The sequence below is a fragment of the Streptomyces sp. NPDC004838 genome (assembly GCF_053600955.1).
In genome coordinates, this window is record NZ_JBSGAW010000032.1 from 31,157 (window position 1) to 46,279 (window position 15,123).

General features: G+C 72.1%; 12 protein-coding genes and 1 pseudogene. 8 read left to right on the forward strand and 5 right to left on the reverse strand.

Annotated elements, in window-relative coordinates; translation table 11 throughout:
• Positions 1-49 precede the first annotated feature (49 nt).
• A complete protein-coding gene (locus tag ACWEFL_RS29760; RefSeq protein ID WP_451718341.1) occupies positions 50-820 on the reverse strand; it encodes a methyltransferase domain-containing protein in 771 nt (256 codons plus the stop codon).
• Positions 821-896: 76 nt separating this feature from the next.
• Between ACWEFL_RS29760 and ACWEFL_RS29765 the strand changes: the two genes are divergently transcribed.
• Positions 897-1,301: a MerR family transcriptional regulator gene (locus ACWEFL_RS29765; RefSeq protein WP_451718344.1), complete on the forward strand. Its 405-nt coding sequence runs from the start codon at positions 897-899 to the stop codon at positions 1,299-1,301.
• Between the two features lie 146 nt (positions 1,302-1,447).
• On the opposite strand, the pseudogene ACWEFL_RS29770 reads toward ACWEFL_RS29765, so the two are convergent.
• Together ACWEFL_RS29770 and ACWEFL_RS29775 are read right to left on the reverse strand one after the other, a co-directional pair.
• A pseudogene (locus ACWEFL_RS29770) lies at positions 1,448-1,717 on the reverse strand (Atu4866 domain-containing protein); the annotation flags it as partial.
• A gap of 203 nt (positions 1,718-1,920) precedes the next feature.
• Entirely contained in the window at positions 1,921-2,775 is an 855-nt protein-coding gene (locus tag ACWEFL_RS29775) for a helix-turn-helix transcriptional regulator (protein ID WP_451718347.1), read from the reverse strand.
• 102 nt (positions 2,776-2,877) lie between these two features.
• Here ACWEFL_RS29775 and ACWEFL_RS29780 point away from each other — a divergent pair, with 102 nt between their 5' ends.
• The 3 genes from ACWEFL_RS29780 to ACWEFL_RS29790 all read left to right on the forward strand — a co-directional run bounded on the left by ACWEFL_RS29780 (position 2,878) and on the right by ACWEFL_RS29790 (position 6,053).
• Complete coding sequence (locus ACWEFL_RS29780; RefSeq protein ID WP_451718350.1) at positions 2,878-3,657, forward strand: Atu4866 domain-containing protein; 780 nt, start codon at positions 2,878-2,880, stop codon at positions 3,655-3,657.
• Between the two features lie 177 nt (positions 3,658-3,834).
• A complete protein-coding gene (locus ACWEFL_RS29785; protein ID WP_451718353.1) occupies positions 3,835-5,238 on the forward strand; it encodes an amidohydrolase family protein in 1,404 nt (467 codons plus the stop codon).
• 134 nt (positions 5,239-5,372) lie between these two features.
• The gene (locus tag ACWEFL_RS29790; RefSeq protein ID WP_451718356.1) at positions 5,373-6,053 is read left to right on the forward strand and encodes a TetR/AcrR family transcriptional regulator; all 681 of its coding nucleotides are present in this window, start codon (positions 5,373-5,375) and stop codon (positions 6,051-6,053) included.
• A 59-nt stretch (positions 6,054-6,112) separates the two neighbouring features.
• Here ACWEFL_RS29790 and ACWEFL_RS29795 read toward each other — a convergent pair whose 3' ends face one another.
• Positions 6,113-7,867 (reverse strand): ABC transporter ATP-binding protein, encoded by a 1,755-nt coding sequence (locus tag ACWEFL_RS29795; protein WP_451718358.1) that lies wholly within the window; start codon positions 7,865-7,867, stop codon positions 6,113-6,115.
• Positions 7,864-9,786, reverse strand: coding sequence for an ABC transporter ATP-binding protein (locus ACWEFL_RS29800; RefSeq protein ID WP_451718360.1), 1,923 nt, complete (start codon positions 9,784-9,786; stop codon positions 7,864-7,866). Before ACWEFL_RS29800 ends, ACWEFL_RS29795 begins: the two co-directional genes overlap by 4 nt.
• A 159-nt stretch (positions 9,787-9,945) precedes the next feature.
• Here ACWEFL_RS29800 and ACWEFL_RS29805 point away from each other — a divergent pair, with 159 nt between their 5' ends.
• The 4 genes from ACWEFL_RS29805 to ACWEFL_RS29820 are packed head-to-tail and all read left to right on the forward strand — an operon-like array spanning position 9,946 to position 15,021.
• The gene (locus tag ACWEFL_RS29805) at positions 9,946-11,553 is read left to right on the forward strand and encodes an ABC transporter substrate-binding protein (protein WP_451718363.1); all 1,608 of its coding nucleotides are present in this window, start codon (positions 9,946-9,948) and stop codon (positions 11,551-11,553) included.
• Positions 11,550-12,500, forward strand: coding sequence for an ABC transporter permease (locus ACWEFL_RS29810; RefSeq protein WP_451718366.1), 951 nt, complete (start codon positions 11,550-11,552; stop codon positions 12,498-12,500). The genes ACWEFL_RS29805 and ACWEFL_RS29810 overlap by 4 nt, the downstream gene beginning before the upstream one ends.
• Positions 12,497-13,333 carry an ABC transporter permease gene (locus ACWEFL_RS29815; RefSeq protein WP_451718369.1) on the forward strand — a complete coding sequence of 279 codons (837 nt, stop codon included), beginning with the start codon at positions 12,497-12,499 and terminating at the stop codon, positions 13,331-13,333. The genes ACWEFL_RS29810 and ACWEFL_RS29815 overlap by 4 nt, the downstream gene beginning before the upstream one ends.
• Positions 13,330-15,021 carry an ABC transporter ATP-binding protein gene (locus ACWEFL_RS29820; protein ID WP_451718372.1) on the forward strand — a complete coding sequence of 564 codons (1,692 nt, stop codon included), beginning with the start codon at positions 13,330-13,332 and terminating at the stop codon, positions 15,019-15,021. Before ACWEFL_RS29815 ends, ACWEFL_RS29820 begins: the two co-directional genes overlap by 4 nt.
• Positions 15,022-15,123: the final 102 nt, after the last annotated feature.

The window sequence follows — 15,123 nt, forward strand, 5'->3', positions numbered from 1 at the left end:
CGGCAGCCGCGGCATGAGACGGGCCGCAGCGACCGCAGGCGACCGCCGCCTACCGCGGGGCGGTCGCCGCCGCCATGAACATCGGCACTGCCAGGAAGAGGCGGTCGGCTTCGGCCCGCGCCCCCTGCTCGGCGACCCAGTGGTCCGTCTGCTCACGGGTGACGGCTCCGGTGGAGCAGGCTCCTTGGGCCAGTCCGGCGAGCAGGGGCAGGGCCGTCGGTCCGGTGAACACGCCGGTGTGGACCTCGACTGTCACGTCACGGAATCGGGCGTCGAGCAGCAGGTTCCGGTACCGACGGGCGGCCCGCGGGCCAACGGTCAGTTCGGCGCGGGCCGCCACGATGGCGCGGGTGAGAGCGGGATCACCGGAGTCGATGACGAAGGCGTCCCAGTCCTGGCCGACCAGCACGATGCGTCCCCGGGGCGCGAGAACTCTGCGGGCCTCCGCCAAGGCCCGCTCCGGATCGGCGAGTTCATGGAACACTTTGTCGGCTCGGTAGCCGTTCACCGAGGCGTCCGGCAGCGGCAGTTCGTACGCTCCGGCGATCCGGAAGTCCGCCTCGGGCCACCGTCCCCGGGCGACGGCGATCATCCGCTCACTCGGGTCCACACCCATGGCCCGCACGTCCCGCCGGGCCAACTCCGCTACGGCCCGTCCGGCACCGCAGCCCACGTCCACCACGGACGATCCGGGCGTCGCGCCGAGCGCGTCGTAGGTCAAGGCCCTCAGTTCCCCGGCGCCCGGCAGCCGTTCGGCCGCGTCGAGCCGTGCCATGAGGTTGTCGGGCGCCTGGCTCGCCCGGTCCGCTTCTCTGGTCATGAGCGCAAGGCTCCGACTTAATGTCGGCATGAAGTCAAGCGAGCACAGGGTGACTGTGGGGAACGAGCGTACGTCGATGAGTATCGGCGCCCTCGCGGAACGCTTCGGTCTGGCCACGCATGTCCTGCGTCACTGGGAGGCGATGGGGCTCCTCGTCCCCGCCCGCGACGCCGCGGGCCACCGCCGCTACCGGACCGCCGACCTCGCGCGCGTCGCGGTCATCCTGCGTGCGAAGGAGGCCGGGCTCTCTCTGGACACCATCCGTTCGCTGGTCGCCGCCACCGACGCCGTGCGGCGACGGAGCACCCTGCGCCAGGAGGCCGAGGCACTTCGCTCCCGTATCGCGGCCGCGCAAGCAGCCCTCGAACTCCTCGAATGCGCCCTCGGCTGCGGCCGCGATGACATGACCCAGTGCGCCCATTTCCAGCAGTTGGTGGCAGACCGCGTCGGCACGAACACCGCCCTCCCCGGTTCCCTGTGAGCCCGCGCGCTTCTCCTGGTCTCAACCACTCACCTCCGAAGTGGTGCGGGCACCACATCCGATGACCTGCGCACGGCCTTCACCGAAGTCATGGCCTCCGTGACGGCAGGGGCGCGAAGGTGCGGTGGGCCGTGGCATGCCGTCGGTCATGGTGACTGCGTGGCTTGTCGGTGCGCGTCGCTGCCTTCCCGGTAGAAGAGGTAGCCCCCGTGGTGCAGTACGTCTCCGTCGAACGTCCCGTCCGCGCTGAATCCGGTGTCGTCTTTGTAGTCGATCCGGTTCCCGGAGACCCGGTAGGAACCCGTGTAGGCGCTCTCCCTCTCGCCGCGGGCCTCGTCGTAGCGGCCGTTCGCGAGCAGTTCCTGGCGAATGTGCCCGTCGGCGGTCACCCACATCCCGACGTACGGGTGCGGCGACGCGTTCTCGGCCGCGCGCTCCCCCGCTGTCGGTGTGCGCGTCGGCGCGGTGGCGGATGACGGGGGCTGCTGCCGGCTCGTCGTGGCGGTGTCGTCGGGACCCGAGGGTCCGCCGCCGTCCGACCCCACGGTGCATGCGGCCAGACCAGCGACGATGAACATGGCGACGGTCGCGCCGCCGAGCATGGTTCCGATGCCGGCTTTCACAGGGTCCTCCGAGTCGAGTCGTCCCGGAGGCCGGGGCGGGTCGCCGCCAGCGAGCCGAGCAGACGCAGCGCGTCCGCGGTCCGGGTGCCCTCCTGGGCGTGGTAGGTGATCAGCTGCTGCCCCGGGGCGGAGCGTACGTCGAAAGCCTGGAAGGTCAGGGCGAGTTCGCCGACTTCCGGATGCAGCAGGACCTTCACGGCGACGTTCTTGCCCCGCGCGTCCCGCCGCCGCCAGAGTTCCGCGAACTCGCGGCTGCTCTCCGTGGCGGTCCGCAGGATCTCCTGGATCCGCGGGTCGTGCGGTCGGGCGCCCTCCAGGAAGCGGAATCCCGCGACCGTGTTGGCCGCGTCCGTCTCCCAGTCCGCGTGGAACGAGCGGACCGACCGATCGAGGAACATCGTGAGCAGCAGGTTCACGCCCGGCCGGAGGTGGGGGAAGACCGCGCGCCCCAAGGTGTTCGCGGCCAGGACGTCGTAGGCCCGTCCCAGGATCAGGGCCGGTGTGCGGTCCCACATGTCGGCCATCGCCAGGAGCTGGGGGTCCGCACGCTCGACGCTGATCTCGTGGCGCGGGACCGGGGTCATCCCCGCTATCCGGTACAGATGCAGCCGGCCGTCGTCGTCCAGCAGCAGCGCGTCGCTCAGGGCGTCCAGGACCTGCGGCGACGGCCGCCGCTCACGCCCCTGTTCCAGACGCAGGTAGTAGTCGACGCTGATGCGGGCCAGGACCGCGACCTCTTCGCGCCGCAGGCCGGGGACGCGTCGCCGTCCGTCCTCGGGCAGGCCGACGTCCGCGGGCGTCACCCGCGAGCGTCGACTCCGTAGGTAGTCACCAAGTCTCGAGGTGGTCATGCTGACGAGGCTAGGCCCTCCGGCGGCGGGGAGCCTGGTCCCAGTACTCCCAGGACGGACGCGGTCTTCTCCCCTGCTCCGGCCCCGTCGAAGGTGGGGAACATGGCTCACATCCCCACCACCCTCACCGCCGCCGGCCTCGATGCCGTACTCGAGAGCGCCGGTCGCCCGCTGCTGCTGACCGATGCCACCGTGCACACCCTCGACCCGGTCATCGGGACCCTGCGGCACGCCGATGTGCTGATCGGCGGCGGGCTCGTCGTCGGCGTCGGCCCGGGCATCGTCACGGCCGCCGACGACGACGGCGCCGTGGTGATCCATGCCACCGGCACCACGATCGTCCCGGCCGTCCTGAACATGAGCGCCGCGCTTCCGGGCACCCCGCGCGGCGAGGGTCCGGGCACACTCGCTCCGGGCGCCCCGGCGCACCTCGCCGTCCTGAACGACGCCGACTTCCCGGACACGTCCACGGCGCTGCACGCCGCACTGACCGACCCGGAGCGGCTGCGCGCGGTCCTGCTCGACGGCCTGCCGGTCATGTGGAACGGGACCGTGCTCGCCCCGGCGTCGCAGCGTCCCCCGACGCCGGACGCCGACCAAGACGCCGACCAGGACGGCGACCAGGACGGCGAGGCCGGCGTCGCCCCGGACCGGCTCGGCGTCTGGATCGACACCGAGGACTTCCTGCACCAGGAGCTGACAGCCGACGGCCGCTACGACGAGACCCGCGGCGGGCGCGCACACGCGTTCCAAGGCCGCTACTGGATCAACGGCGACCGCATCGACTATCTCGACGATCTCGGATTCTGGGCCTTCGGCCGATTCGACGGGGACACCCTGCACCACGCCGGCTACACGATGCGCCGCGGGGAATCCCGATGACCGGGTGGGGCACGCCACTCCGTCCGCCGTATCCAGCACGTCCACCGCATGGAGAACACCGCCGACGGCCCCTCGGCCGCCGATGACGGCGGCGCTCCATCCGCGGTCGGACGACGACAACACCTGATCAGCCACGCTCGGTCCGCCCGGACCGGCAGACATTCCCAGGACAGCCCGATGACAGAGCACCCCTTGTCCACCCTCGCGAAGCTCACGGCCGCGGAGCGCGATCCGGACCGCCTCGTCCTGCTCACCGGCGGCACCGTGGTGACCATGGACCCCGTGCTGAAGACGCTCGAGCGCGCCGACGTGCTCCTGCGCGGCGACCGGATCGAGGAGGTCGGCCACGGCCTCACCGCGGCGGACGCGGTCGTCGTCGACGTATCGGGGTCCATCGTCGCGCCCGGTTTCGTGGACACGCACCGGCACGCGTGGCAGGCGCAGATGCGGCGCACCATCCCCGACGTCGACGACCTCGTGGGCTATCTCCAGTCCACGCTCATGCAGGTCGCGCCGGTGTACCAGCCGGACGACATGTACGTCGGAACGCGCCTGGCGGCGCTCACGGCGCTGGACGGCGGAATCACCACGATGCTCGACTTCTCCCACAACTCCCGGACCGCCGAGCACTCCGACGCCGCGATCACCGCGTTGTTCGAAGCCGGCATCCGAGGCGTGCACGCGTCGATGGGCCCGCATTTCGGCGACTGGGACCAGCAGTGGCCGCACGACCTGGCACGGCTTCGGTCGACGTACTTCCCCACCGACGACCAGCTGGTCACGCTGCGGCTCGCCGCCCTCGCCACCCCCGAGATCGCCGGGGCGCGCCTGGCCTACGGACACGATCTGGCACGGGTCGCGGCGGACCTCGACATCGGGGTGAGCCTCGACGTCATGTTCGGGGCGGCGGCGTCCGAGGCGATCGTGCGGTGGGAGCGGGAGGGACTGCTCGGGCCGCACATCGAGTCGATTCACTCGACCGCCCTGTCCGCCGACGCGTGGTCCGCGATGAGCGCCACGGGCGTCGCCGTGTCGCTCGCGCCGACGTCGGACACGCAGATCGGCCTGGAGGACGCCGTCCCGCCGGTCGACGAGGCCCTCGCTCACGGCATCCGGCCCGGCCTGTCGGTGGACGTCGAGGTCGCGCTCGCGTCGGACATGTTCACGCAGATGCGCACCCTGCTCGCCGTCCAGCGCATGCGCGCCGTCCACTCCGCCTACGGCACCGACGACGTGCCCGTACGGATCACGACACGCGATGTGCTGGACTTCGCGACGCTGTCCGGTGCGCGAACGCTCCGGCTCGATCACGTCACCGGGTCCCTCACACCGGGGAAGCAGGCGGATCTCATCGTCGTCGACGCCGAGGATCTCAACACCATGCCGCTCCACGACCCGATCGGGACGCTCGTGCTCGGTGCCGACCGTGCCAACATCACCTCGGTCTGGATCGCGGGCCGCCTCCGCAAGTGGGCGGGGCGCCTCGTCGGCGTCGACCTGGACCACCTTCGCACTCAGGTGCACGACTCGGTCGGCTCCATCACCGAACGGCTCACCCGGGAGCGGGCGAGCCGCGGCTGACCCGCGAGGGCGGACTCCGGCACCGATCGGGGCGCGCCGGTGGGGACGGAGCCGGCTCGTTCTCGGTGCTCGTACGGCGCCGAGCGGGCAGTGCCGTGCCGGAGCCGGTTCCCCGTCCATGAAACGATGGGCCCATGGATCACCAGCCCGGTCGTGAGGAACGGGGCCGCTACGGCCGTCGTCACCCCCGGCCGGGGCTCACTCCGGCCGCGGTGGTGACCGCCGGGCGCCGGGTGATCGAGCGGGACGGGTTGGACGCGCTGACCATGCGCGCGGTGGCCCGGGAGTTGGGCACCGCGGCGACGTCGCTGTACCGGCATGTCACCGACCGGGACGAGCTTCTGCTGGCGATCCTGGAGCAGATCGCCGAAGGAATGCCGGTGGACGTGGCGGGCGCCACCCCGGGGGAGCGGCTGCTGCGGCGGCTGGTGGACGCCCACGATTATCTGGCCGGGCACGTATGGGTGCTGCACATCCTCATCCGTGGCGATCTCGTCGCCGAGACCGCCTTCGCCTTCGCCGACGCGTGCTTCGACGACTTCATGGAGGCGGGGCTCTCGCCCCGGGAGGCGATGGCCGCCTACGGGGCGTGCTGGCATCTGATGCTCGGGGAACTGCTCGCGCAGCACCCGCTGGTCCCGCCGCGGGAGCCGAGTCAGCGGAGTCTCGCGCTGGAACGGGTGGATGCGGATCGACTGCCGGCCTTCTCCCGCGTGTTGCGGGCGACCCGTGCGGCGGAGGCGGCCGGTGAGACGCCGAAGGACGCCTTCACCGACCCGGTCGCAAGGCTGCTGGGTGCGTTGCTGGCCCGCTGACCGATCCGCTCCGTGGCGCACCGGGGCGAAAGGGCCGCGGTCCCCGGCGGGGCCTCGGGTCATGTCCTCGCACCGGCGACCCGCCACTGCCGCGCACCGGTCTGGGCCGCCCACATCCGCGCGTAGCGGCCACCGGCTTCCAGCAGCTCCGGATGGGTGCCGCGCTCGGAGATCCGCCCGTCGTCGATCACCAGGATCTGGTCGGCGCCGGTGACGGTGGAGAGCCGGTGGGCGATCACGAGGACCGTCTTCCGCGCGACCAGGGCGTCGATGGCCTGCTGGACGGCGATCTCGCCGCCGCTGTCGAGCGCGGCGGTCGGTTCGTCGAGCAGGACGATCGGGGCGTCCTTGAGGATCGCTCGGGCGATGGAGACACGCTGCCGCTCGCCTCCGGAGAGCGCCCCACCGATCTCGCCGACCCTGGTGTCGTAGCCGTGGGGGAGCCGGCTGACGAAGTCGTGCACATGGGCCGCGCGGGCGGCGGACTCCACCTCCTCGTCGGTGGCGCCCGGGCGCGCCATGGCGATGTTGGCCCGGATGGTGTCGTCGAAGAGATAGACGTCCTGGAAGACGACGGCGACATGACGGTAGATCTCGGCAGGCGACAGATCCCGCAGATCGGTTCCCCCGATCCGTACCGCCCCGCCGTCGGGATCCGCGTAACGGGTGATCAGTTTGGAGATGGTGGTCTTTCCCGAGCCGGAGGGGCCCACCAATGCCGTCAGTGAACGGGCGGGGAGGGTGAAGGAGATCCGGTCGAGCACGGCCACGGGGTCTTCGGGGCGGTAGCGGAAGGTCACATCGTCGAAGGCGATGTCGAAGGCTTCGAGCCGGGCGTCCGGGTCGCCGACCGGCAGGGGCCGGCTCTCCATCACCTCGTCGATGCGTTCCAGCGCCGCCTCGGACAGTTCGAAGACGGCGATCATGGCGGTGGCGTTGGCGAGGGGTTCGGCGAGTTTGACGGCGGCGACGACCAGGGCCGCGAGCAGGGGCGCGGTGAGCCGGGCGTCGAACACCAGGGCCGTGCCGACGGCGACGGCCGCCACGATGGCGAGTTGCATGGCGCTGGTGACGACGATGCTGGGCAGGGTGAGCGAGCGCTGGGACTCGGTCATGACGTGGGTCTGGTGTTCGAGTGCGTCGTCGAGCCGGCGGGAGGAGGCGCCGGCCTGACCCGCGGCGCGCAGCACCGGCAGTCCCTGTACGTATTCCACGATCCGCGCGGCGGTGGCGCTGTCGGCCCGGTTCGAGGCTCGCAGTCCGGTGCCGGCCCGGCGCTGGACGCCGCGTACGAAGGGGAGGGCGGCGGGCAGGACCGCCGCCAGCACCAGTCCGATGCGCCAGTCGACCGCCAGCACCACCACGACGAGGACCAGCGGGACGACCGCGGCCTGGACGAACAGGAACGCGATGTGGGAGGCGCCCATCGACGCGCCGGCGACGTTGCCGCCGATCAGGACGCTGAGGTCACCCGCGGTGCGCTTCTCCAGATCCCGCAGGGGCATGGCGCGCAGCTTCTCGCCGAGTCCGAGGCGCAGGTCGGACATGACCCGTGCCCAGTCCTCGTACTGGAAACGCAGTTCGACGAGCCGGCAGATCGCTTCGACGGCGTAGAGGGCGGCGAAGGCCGCGAACCAGGTCCACGCGGCGGCGACGTCCACGTCCGGCTGGGCGAGTTCGTTGATGAGGCCGATGAGGACGCCGTAGGCGGCGGCCTGGGCGACCGATCCGATCAGCGACGCCCGCAGGGAGGTGAGGAAACGTGCGCCGCGCGAACCCGCGGCGACCATCATCAGGCGGAAGAGCCGTTTCATGAGGAGACCTCGCTGGTGGTGTCGGTCGGCGCGGTGCCCTGGTCACGGGCCGGGAGGCCCCAGGCGTCGGCTTCCAGGTGCCGTCGCCACATGGCCGCGTAGGCGCCGTCGGCGGCCAGGAGCGCGGTGTGGGTGCCGCTCTCCGCGACGCGCCCCCGGTCCAGGACGACGATCTGGTCGGCGTCGACGATGGTGCTCAGGCGGTGCGCGATGACCAGGACCGTGCGGCCCTTGGTGAGTTCGGCGAGGGCGCGTTGGATGGCGGCCTCGTTCTCCGGATCGGCGAAGGCGGTGGCCTCGTCGAGCACGATGACGGCGGAATCGGCGAGGAGTGCGCGGGCGATGGTGATGCGCTGGCGTTGGCCGCCGGAGAGCAGGGCGCCCCGTTCGCCGACCCTGGTGTCGTAGCCGTCGGGGAGTTCCTCGCGGATGAACTCGTCGGCCCGGGCGGCGCGGGCGGCCGTGCGTACCTCCTCGTCGGAGGCGTCGGGGCGGGCGAGGCGGATGTTCTCGGCGATGGTGTCGTCGAGCAGAAAGGGGTCTTGGAAGACGAGTCCGATGTGGCGCAGGAGCTGATCGGAGGCGATCTCGCGGACGTCGACGCCGCCCACTCGGACGCTTCCGGCGTCCACGTCCCAGAAGCGGGGCACCAGACGGGCCACAGTCGACTTGCCGGAGCCGGACGCGCCGACGAGTGCGCAGACCGAGCCGTCGGGTATGTGGAGGTCGACGCCGTCCAGGGCCTTGCGGGCGCCGGGTTCACCGGAGTCGTAGGAGAACTCGACGCCGGAGAAGGTGATGGAGCCGTCGGCGGGCTGTCGGGGGGATGCCGGCTCCGGCATCGGGCGGATGGCCAGGATCTCGCCGATGCGGATCGCGCCGGCCCGGGACTCGGTGATGAACTGGCTGAGGTACATCAGCGGCACGACCGACTCGATCGGCATGGTGCCGAGCAGGGTCGCGAGGACGAGGTCCACGACGGAGAGCGAGCCGTTGGAGACCAGCCAGGTGCCCACGGCCACGACGATGAGCAGGGTGGGCAGCGGGGTCATCGCCGCGCGGGTGAGGATCCCGGCTTTCCTGGTCTGGCTCTGCCATCGCTCGGTGGCCCGGGTGAACTCCGCCACGCGGTCGGCGAATCGGGCGAAGGACGTGGTGCCGTCGTCGAAGGTCCGGACGACGGGCATGCCCTGCACGAACTCGACCACCGCCTCGTTGATGGCCTCGCCGGCCTGGTCGTAGGCGCGTCGCTGGTCGGCGTAGTCCTTGGTGACGAGCCGGAAGCCCACCACCACGGCCGGCACGATGGCGAGCACCGCGAGCAGCAGCCGCCAGTCGATGACCGCGAGCGCTGCCAGGGCGGCCAGCGGCTGGGCCAGGCTCGCCCCGAGCATCGGTGTGGAGTCGGCGACCGCGCCGTGCAGGGCACGGACATCGTCTTGGAGCACCTTCTTGAGGGTTCCGGAGCCGAGTGCCTGGACCTTGCCGAGCGGGACGGTCGACAGATGTGCCGCGAGGTCACGCCGGAGTCCGGCCTCCAGTTCGAATGAGGCGATGTGGGAGAGGTCGAAGGCCCGTTTGCGCAGGGCGAAGTGGGCGATCATCGCTGCCGCGGCGGCGCAGAGCGACCAGCCGACCGCGGTACCGGAGGGGTCGGCGGAGAAGAGTTCGTCGAGAGCGGAGCCGACGAGCAGCAGTCCGGTCACACCGAGCAGGCCACCGCAGGCCCCGACCGTGAGGGCGAGTACGAGCCGGCCGCGGACGCCGCCGAGCAGGGCGAGGAGCGGATCTCCGCCGCGGGTGGCTCCGCCGTCCTGGCCGGGCGTCGGGGCCGAACGGCCGCCGGCACCCCTGTCGTCGGCGGACGTGACGCCGTCCGTCCCGTCCTGGGCCGCGGTGACGGCGCCTCTAGTGGACATGCGTTCCCTCCAAGGCGCCCGGGGGCCTGACCAACTCGATAGAAATGATTTTCATTGCACTCCACACTCACGACCGCCACAGAACAGGCGGTTAAGTTAGGTTAGCCTTACGCGAACACCGTACGCATCGATCCGCTGATCGTAAATCCTCGGAGTGCCATGTCCCACAGAACGCGCCTCACGGGCAGCCAGTCCCCTCGACCGACCGTCGCCCCCCTCACCCGGCGCAGCGTGCTCGCCCTCGCCTGTCTGAGCGCCACCGCCATGGCCCCCGTGCTGAGCGCCTGTTCACCGGGCAAGGGCGGCGCGCCCGTCACCAGCGGCACGCCCACCGGCGCGGTGCGGCGCGGCGGCGACGTCCGGCTCGGCTTCGCGGGTTCCGGTGCGAGCGAGTCCCTCGATCCGACCGTCGGTCAGACCCCCTGCGATCTCGCCCGGTACGCGATCGTCTTCGACCAGCTGTTCTTCTTCGACAAGGGCACTGCCCGACCTTCGCTCGCCACCGCCGCCGAACCCGGCGCCCAAGGCGAGAAGTGCACCCTGACGCTCCGCCAGGGGGTCACCTGGCACGACGGATCGCCCTTCACCGCGGCCGATGTGGTGCACACCCTCCGCCATCGCGCCTCGCCCGACCGCGGGTTCCCGAGCGAACTGTCCACGTACTTCGATCTGCGGGCGGCCCGCGCCACCGGCGACCACACGGTGGTCCTGCCGACCGTGCGACCGGTCGGAGACCCCGTCACCCTGCTGGCCGGCGCCGGGCTGTACGTCATCAAGAACGGCGTGACATCCTTCACCGCCGCGGACACCGTCGGCACCGGCCCGTACCGGGTCACCCACTTCCAGGCGGGCGTCGAGACCCGACTCGAACGCCACGACGCGTACTGGGACGGCGCGGGCCACGCCGAGCGGGTCACGCTCCTGAGCATCGACGACCCCCAGGCGCGAGTGAACGCCGTCAAGGGCGGCCAGGCCGACTACGCCTCGGACGTCCCCTTCGCCACCGCCAAGGCCGGGGCTCCCGGCGCGGGGCTCCAGGTCCGCACCGCGGGCGAGGCCATGCGTACCACCTACGGATTCGTCCTCAACGTGACCCGGGGTGTCTGCGCCGACCCTCGGGTGCGCAAGGCCATCCGGCTCGGTATCGACCGCGAGGCCCTGGTCCGATCGGTCTTCCTCGGCTTCGGATCGGTGGCCGACGACCTCTTCGGCGCGGGTGCCGAACACTTCCTCACGGGCGTGCCCATCCCCCGGCGCGACACCACGCGGGCCGAGAGACTGCTGCGTGAGGCGGGCGCGCTGGGCAAGCCGTTCATCGTCCGGACGGCGGAGTACGAGTCGGGGCTGAACTCCTCGTCGGAGCTGTTCGTCGAGCAACTGCGAGGACTCGGCCTGAAGGCGTCCCTGGTCAAGGTCGGCGTGAACGAGGGCTTCGACCCCGACGGCATGAAGGCGTGCGACGCCATGGCCTTCCCCCTGGGGCCCTTCTCCCTGGCCCTGACCTACACCCGCTCCGCCGCCTACCCCACTCTCGCCTTCCCCGACCCGGAACTCGACGAAGCCGTCCGCACCGCCATATCCACCACCTCCGAGGCCACCCGGGCCGACGCGTGGCGGACCGCCCAGGAGGTCATGGTCGACCGCGGCAACTGGGTGGCCTGGGGGCGCGGCGACGTCGTCAGCGTGGCGAAGGAGAAGCTCACCGGCGTCGACGGGCGGGAGTCCCCCAAGTACCCCTGGGTGGGCAGGGTCGGGTTCGTCGCGTGAGCCGGGCCACCGTGCGTTATGTCGCGGGCCGGCTCGCGGTGGCCGCGGGTCTGCTGTGGGCGCTCTCCCTCGTCGTCTATGTCGGGGTCGACCTGCTGCCGGGGGATCCGGCCACCGCGCGACTGGGTCCCGGTACCACCCCCGAGCAGGCGGCCCTGGCCAGAAGCCGCCTCGGCCTCGACGAGCCGTTGGCGAGCCGCTACGGGGAATGGGCCGCCGGCCTCGTCCGCGGGGATCTGGGCACCTCGGCCAACGGCACGCCCGTGGCCGACATGCTCACCGGCCGGCTGGGCAACACCGCGGTCGTCGCCGGACTCACGGTCATGCTCCTGGTGCCGCTGTCACTCGCCCTCGGGGTGGAACTCGGCCGCCGGCCCGGCGGCCGGCTGGACGGTGCGGGGTCGGCGGCCCTCCTGCTGACCGTGGCAGTACCGGAGTTCATCGTCGCGAGCCTGCTCGCACTGCTGGTCGCGGGTCGCCTGGGATGGCTCCCCGCCGCCTCGCTCGTACCCGCCGGAGAGCATCCGCTGGAGCACCCCGAGGTTCTGGTGCTGCCCGTGCTCAGTCTGCTCCTGGTCAGCATGGCGTACGCGAGCCGGGTGATCCGGGCCCAGACGGCCACCGCACTGGAGACACCGCATGTGGAGTTCATGCGGCTCAACGGTGTACCCGAACGGGCCATCCTGCGTCAGGCCGTGCTGCCCGCGGTACTTCCGGCGGCGGCCCAGATCTGGCTGATCACCGCCGCCGGTCTGGTGGGCGGCGCGGTACTGGTGGAGATCGTCTACAGCTATCCGGGGACAGGGAAGCTCCTGGTGACAGCGGTACAGAACGGGGATCTGCCCGTTGTCCAGGCACTGGCGATGATCACGGGCGCGCTGACGCTGCTGGCGACCCTGGCGGCCGATCTCGTCAACGTCGCCGACGGCCGTACGGAGCCGGCGTGAGCGCGGCCGCGCCGCCTGCGGGCACCCTCCGCGCCCGGTGGCCCGTCCGCGCCCGCCTGTGCGCGACGGTGATCGGTGCCGTCCTGCTGATCGCCTTGGCCGGCCCGGTCCTCGCTCCGCACTCCCCCACCGCCGTCGTCACCGCCCCGTACGCGGCTCCTGCCCCCGGCCACTGGCTCGGCGGCGACCATCTGGGACGCGATGTGCTGTCCCGTCTCCTGGCCGGCGGCCCGGCCGTCGTGCTGACGACGGTGGCGGCCGCGGCGTTGGCCGTGAGCCTCGGCACGGTCGCGGGGCTCTGTTCCGCACTGCTGGGGCACCGGCGGCGGCGTATGGAGGCCGTCGTCCTACGCCCGCTCGACGCCGTCGCCGCGATACCCCCGGTGGTGGCGCTGCTGCTCGTGCTCACCGCGGTGCCCGGCCGGTCCGGCATCGTCCTCGCGGTCGGTGCGGTGAGCGCCCCGCTCTCCGCTCGGGTGATCCACACCGCTGCCGTGCCAGTACTTCGGCGGCCCCATGTGGAACTGGCGATCGCTCGTGGGGAGCGCTGGCCGTGGCTGCTGCGCCACGAGGTCCTGCCGCTGGTCTCCTCGACGGTGGCCGCGGACCTCGGGCTGCGGTTCGTCCTGGCGCTGTACCTCGTGACCGCGGCCGGGTTCCTCGGAGTCGGCGACACCGGTCCGGACTGGGGCGCCCTGATCGTCGAGGCGCTTCCCGGAGCGACGCTCCAACCCGTGGCGCTGCTCGCCCCGCTGCTGCTCATCGCCGTCCTCACGGTCGGCGTCAACCTGCTGTTCGACACCATCACCCACAGAACACGGGGAGCACGATGACCGAAGCGAGGTCGACCGGGACGGATCGGACACCGGGTCGACAGACGAGCACGGAACCCTCGGCACCAGCGGCCGGACAGCCGGGGCCCCTTCCCGCTGCGACCGGGCACGACGTCGCGGTACCCCCGCCGGAGACCGAACCGTCCACCGCCCGGTCGGCCGCCGGACTCACCGCCGCGCCCCCGCTGGTGCGGGTCGCGGAGCTGATGCTGGACTCGCCCCAGGGGCCGGTGCTGGACCGGGCGTCGCTGACCCTCGCTCCCGGCGAGTCCCTGGCCGTCGTCGGTGCGTCGGGCTCGGGCAAGACCACGCTCGCCCTGGCCGTCCTGGGACACCTGCGTCCCGGCATCACCCACCGCTCGGGTCAGGTGAGCGTCGGGGGACGCTCCGTACTCCCCGAGCCCCCGCCAGGGCTGCGCGGCGGGACCTGCGCCTATGTGGGACAAGACGCGGGCAGCACCCTCAACCCCTACCCCCGGATCGCCACGACCCTGCGCACGGCGCTCGGTACCCGTGACCGCGCCGCGGTAGCGGCGCTGCTCCACAGGGTCGGACTCGCGCCGTCCCTCGGCCGGCGCCGCCCGGCGGAACTCTCCGGCGGCGAGCAGCAGCGCGTGGCGCTGGCCATGGCCCTCGCCGGGGAACCACGGCTGCTGGTCCTTGACGAGCCGACGTCCGCGCTCGACGCCCGGTCCCGCGCGCACGTACGCGAAGAGCTGGCGCGGCTACGGTCGGCCGGGGTGGGACTGCTGTGGATCACCCATGACCTCGCCTCCCTGGACGGTCTCGCCGACCGGATGGTGGTTCTGCACCAGGGGCGGATCGTCGAGGACGGGCCGACGGCGCGGGTGGTCCGGTCCCCGCGTTCCCCGGCGGCGCGTCGCCTGATGGCCGCGGCGCGCGGAGGGGCGTACCACGTCCGACAGGACGCCGGTGGTGCCGCACCCGTTCTCCAAGCGTCCGGGTTGCGGGTCGCCCTGGGCTCCCGGCCGGTGCTGCGCGGGGTCGACCTCGCCCTCGTACCCGGGCGTGCCCTCGCCCTCACCGGGGTCTCGGGCTCCGGGAAGAGCACGCTCGCACGCTGCCTGGCCGGCCTGCACCCCCCGGACGAAGGGGTGGTTCTCCTGGACGACAGGACGCTGGCCCCCGACGCCCGGCGACGACCGCTCACCGACCGGGCCGCGGTCCAACTCGTTCCGCAGAGTCCGGCGTTGACCCTGCATCCCGCGCAGACCCTGCACACCGCCCTCTCCCGTCCGCTGCGGGTGCTCAGGGGGATGACGCACGCGGAGCAGATCGACGAGGAGGTCGCCCGGCTGCTGTCCCTGGTGGAACTCCCTGCGGACCATATGCGGCGGAGGCCCGGGGAACTCTCCGGCGGGCAGCGGCAGCGGGTCGCGATCGCCCGCGCGCTGGCGGCCCGGCCACGTGTGCTGTTGTGCGACGAGATGACATCGGCTCTCGACTCGGTGACTCAGGCGTCCGTACTGGAACTGGTACGCGAGCTGTGCGAGCGGGAAGCGCTCGGCGTGCTGCTCATCACCCACGACCCCGGGATCGCCGAACGGTTCGCCGACGATGTCGCGACCCTCGTCGACGGGACGGTGCACGCTGCGACCACGCAAGGGGGGCGCCTGGCGGAACAGGCGGGCTGTGCTCCCGAGCAGCCCGGCACGTACCGGCGGTGACCAGCGGACGGGCATCGACGAGCAACACACCATCTCCACCCACACCCACCTGGAGTGAGTCACCAACAATCCGCGGCGCACCCCGGCCCCTCAACCCGACCG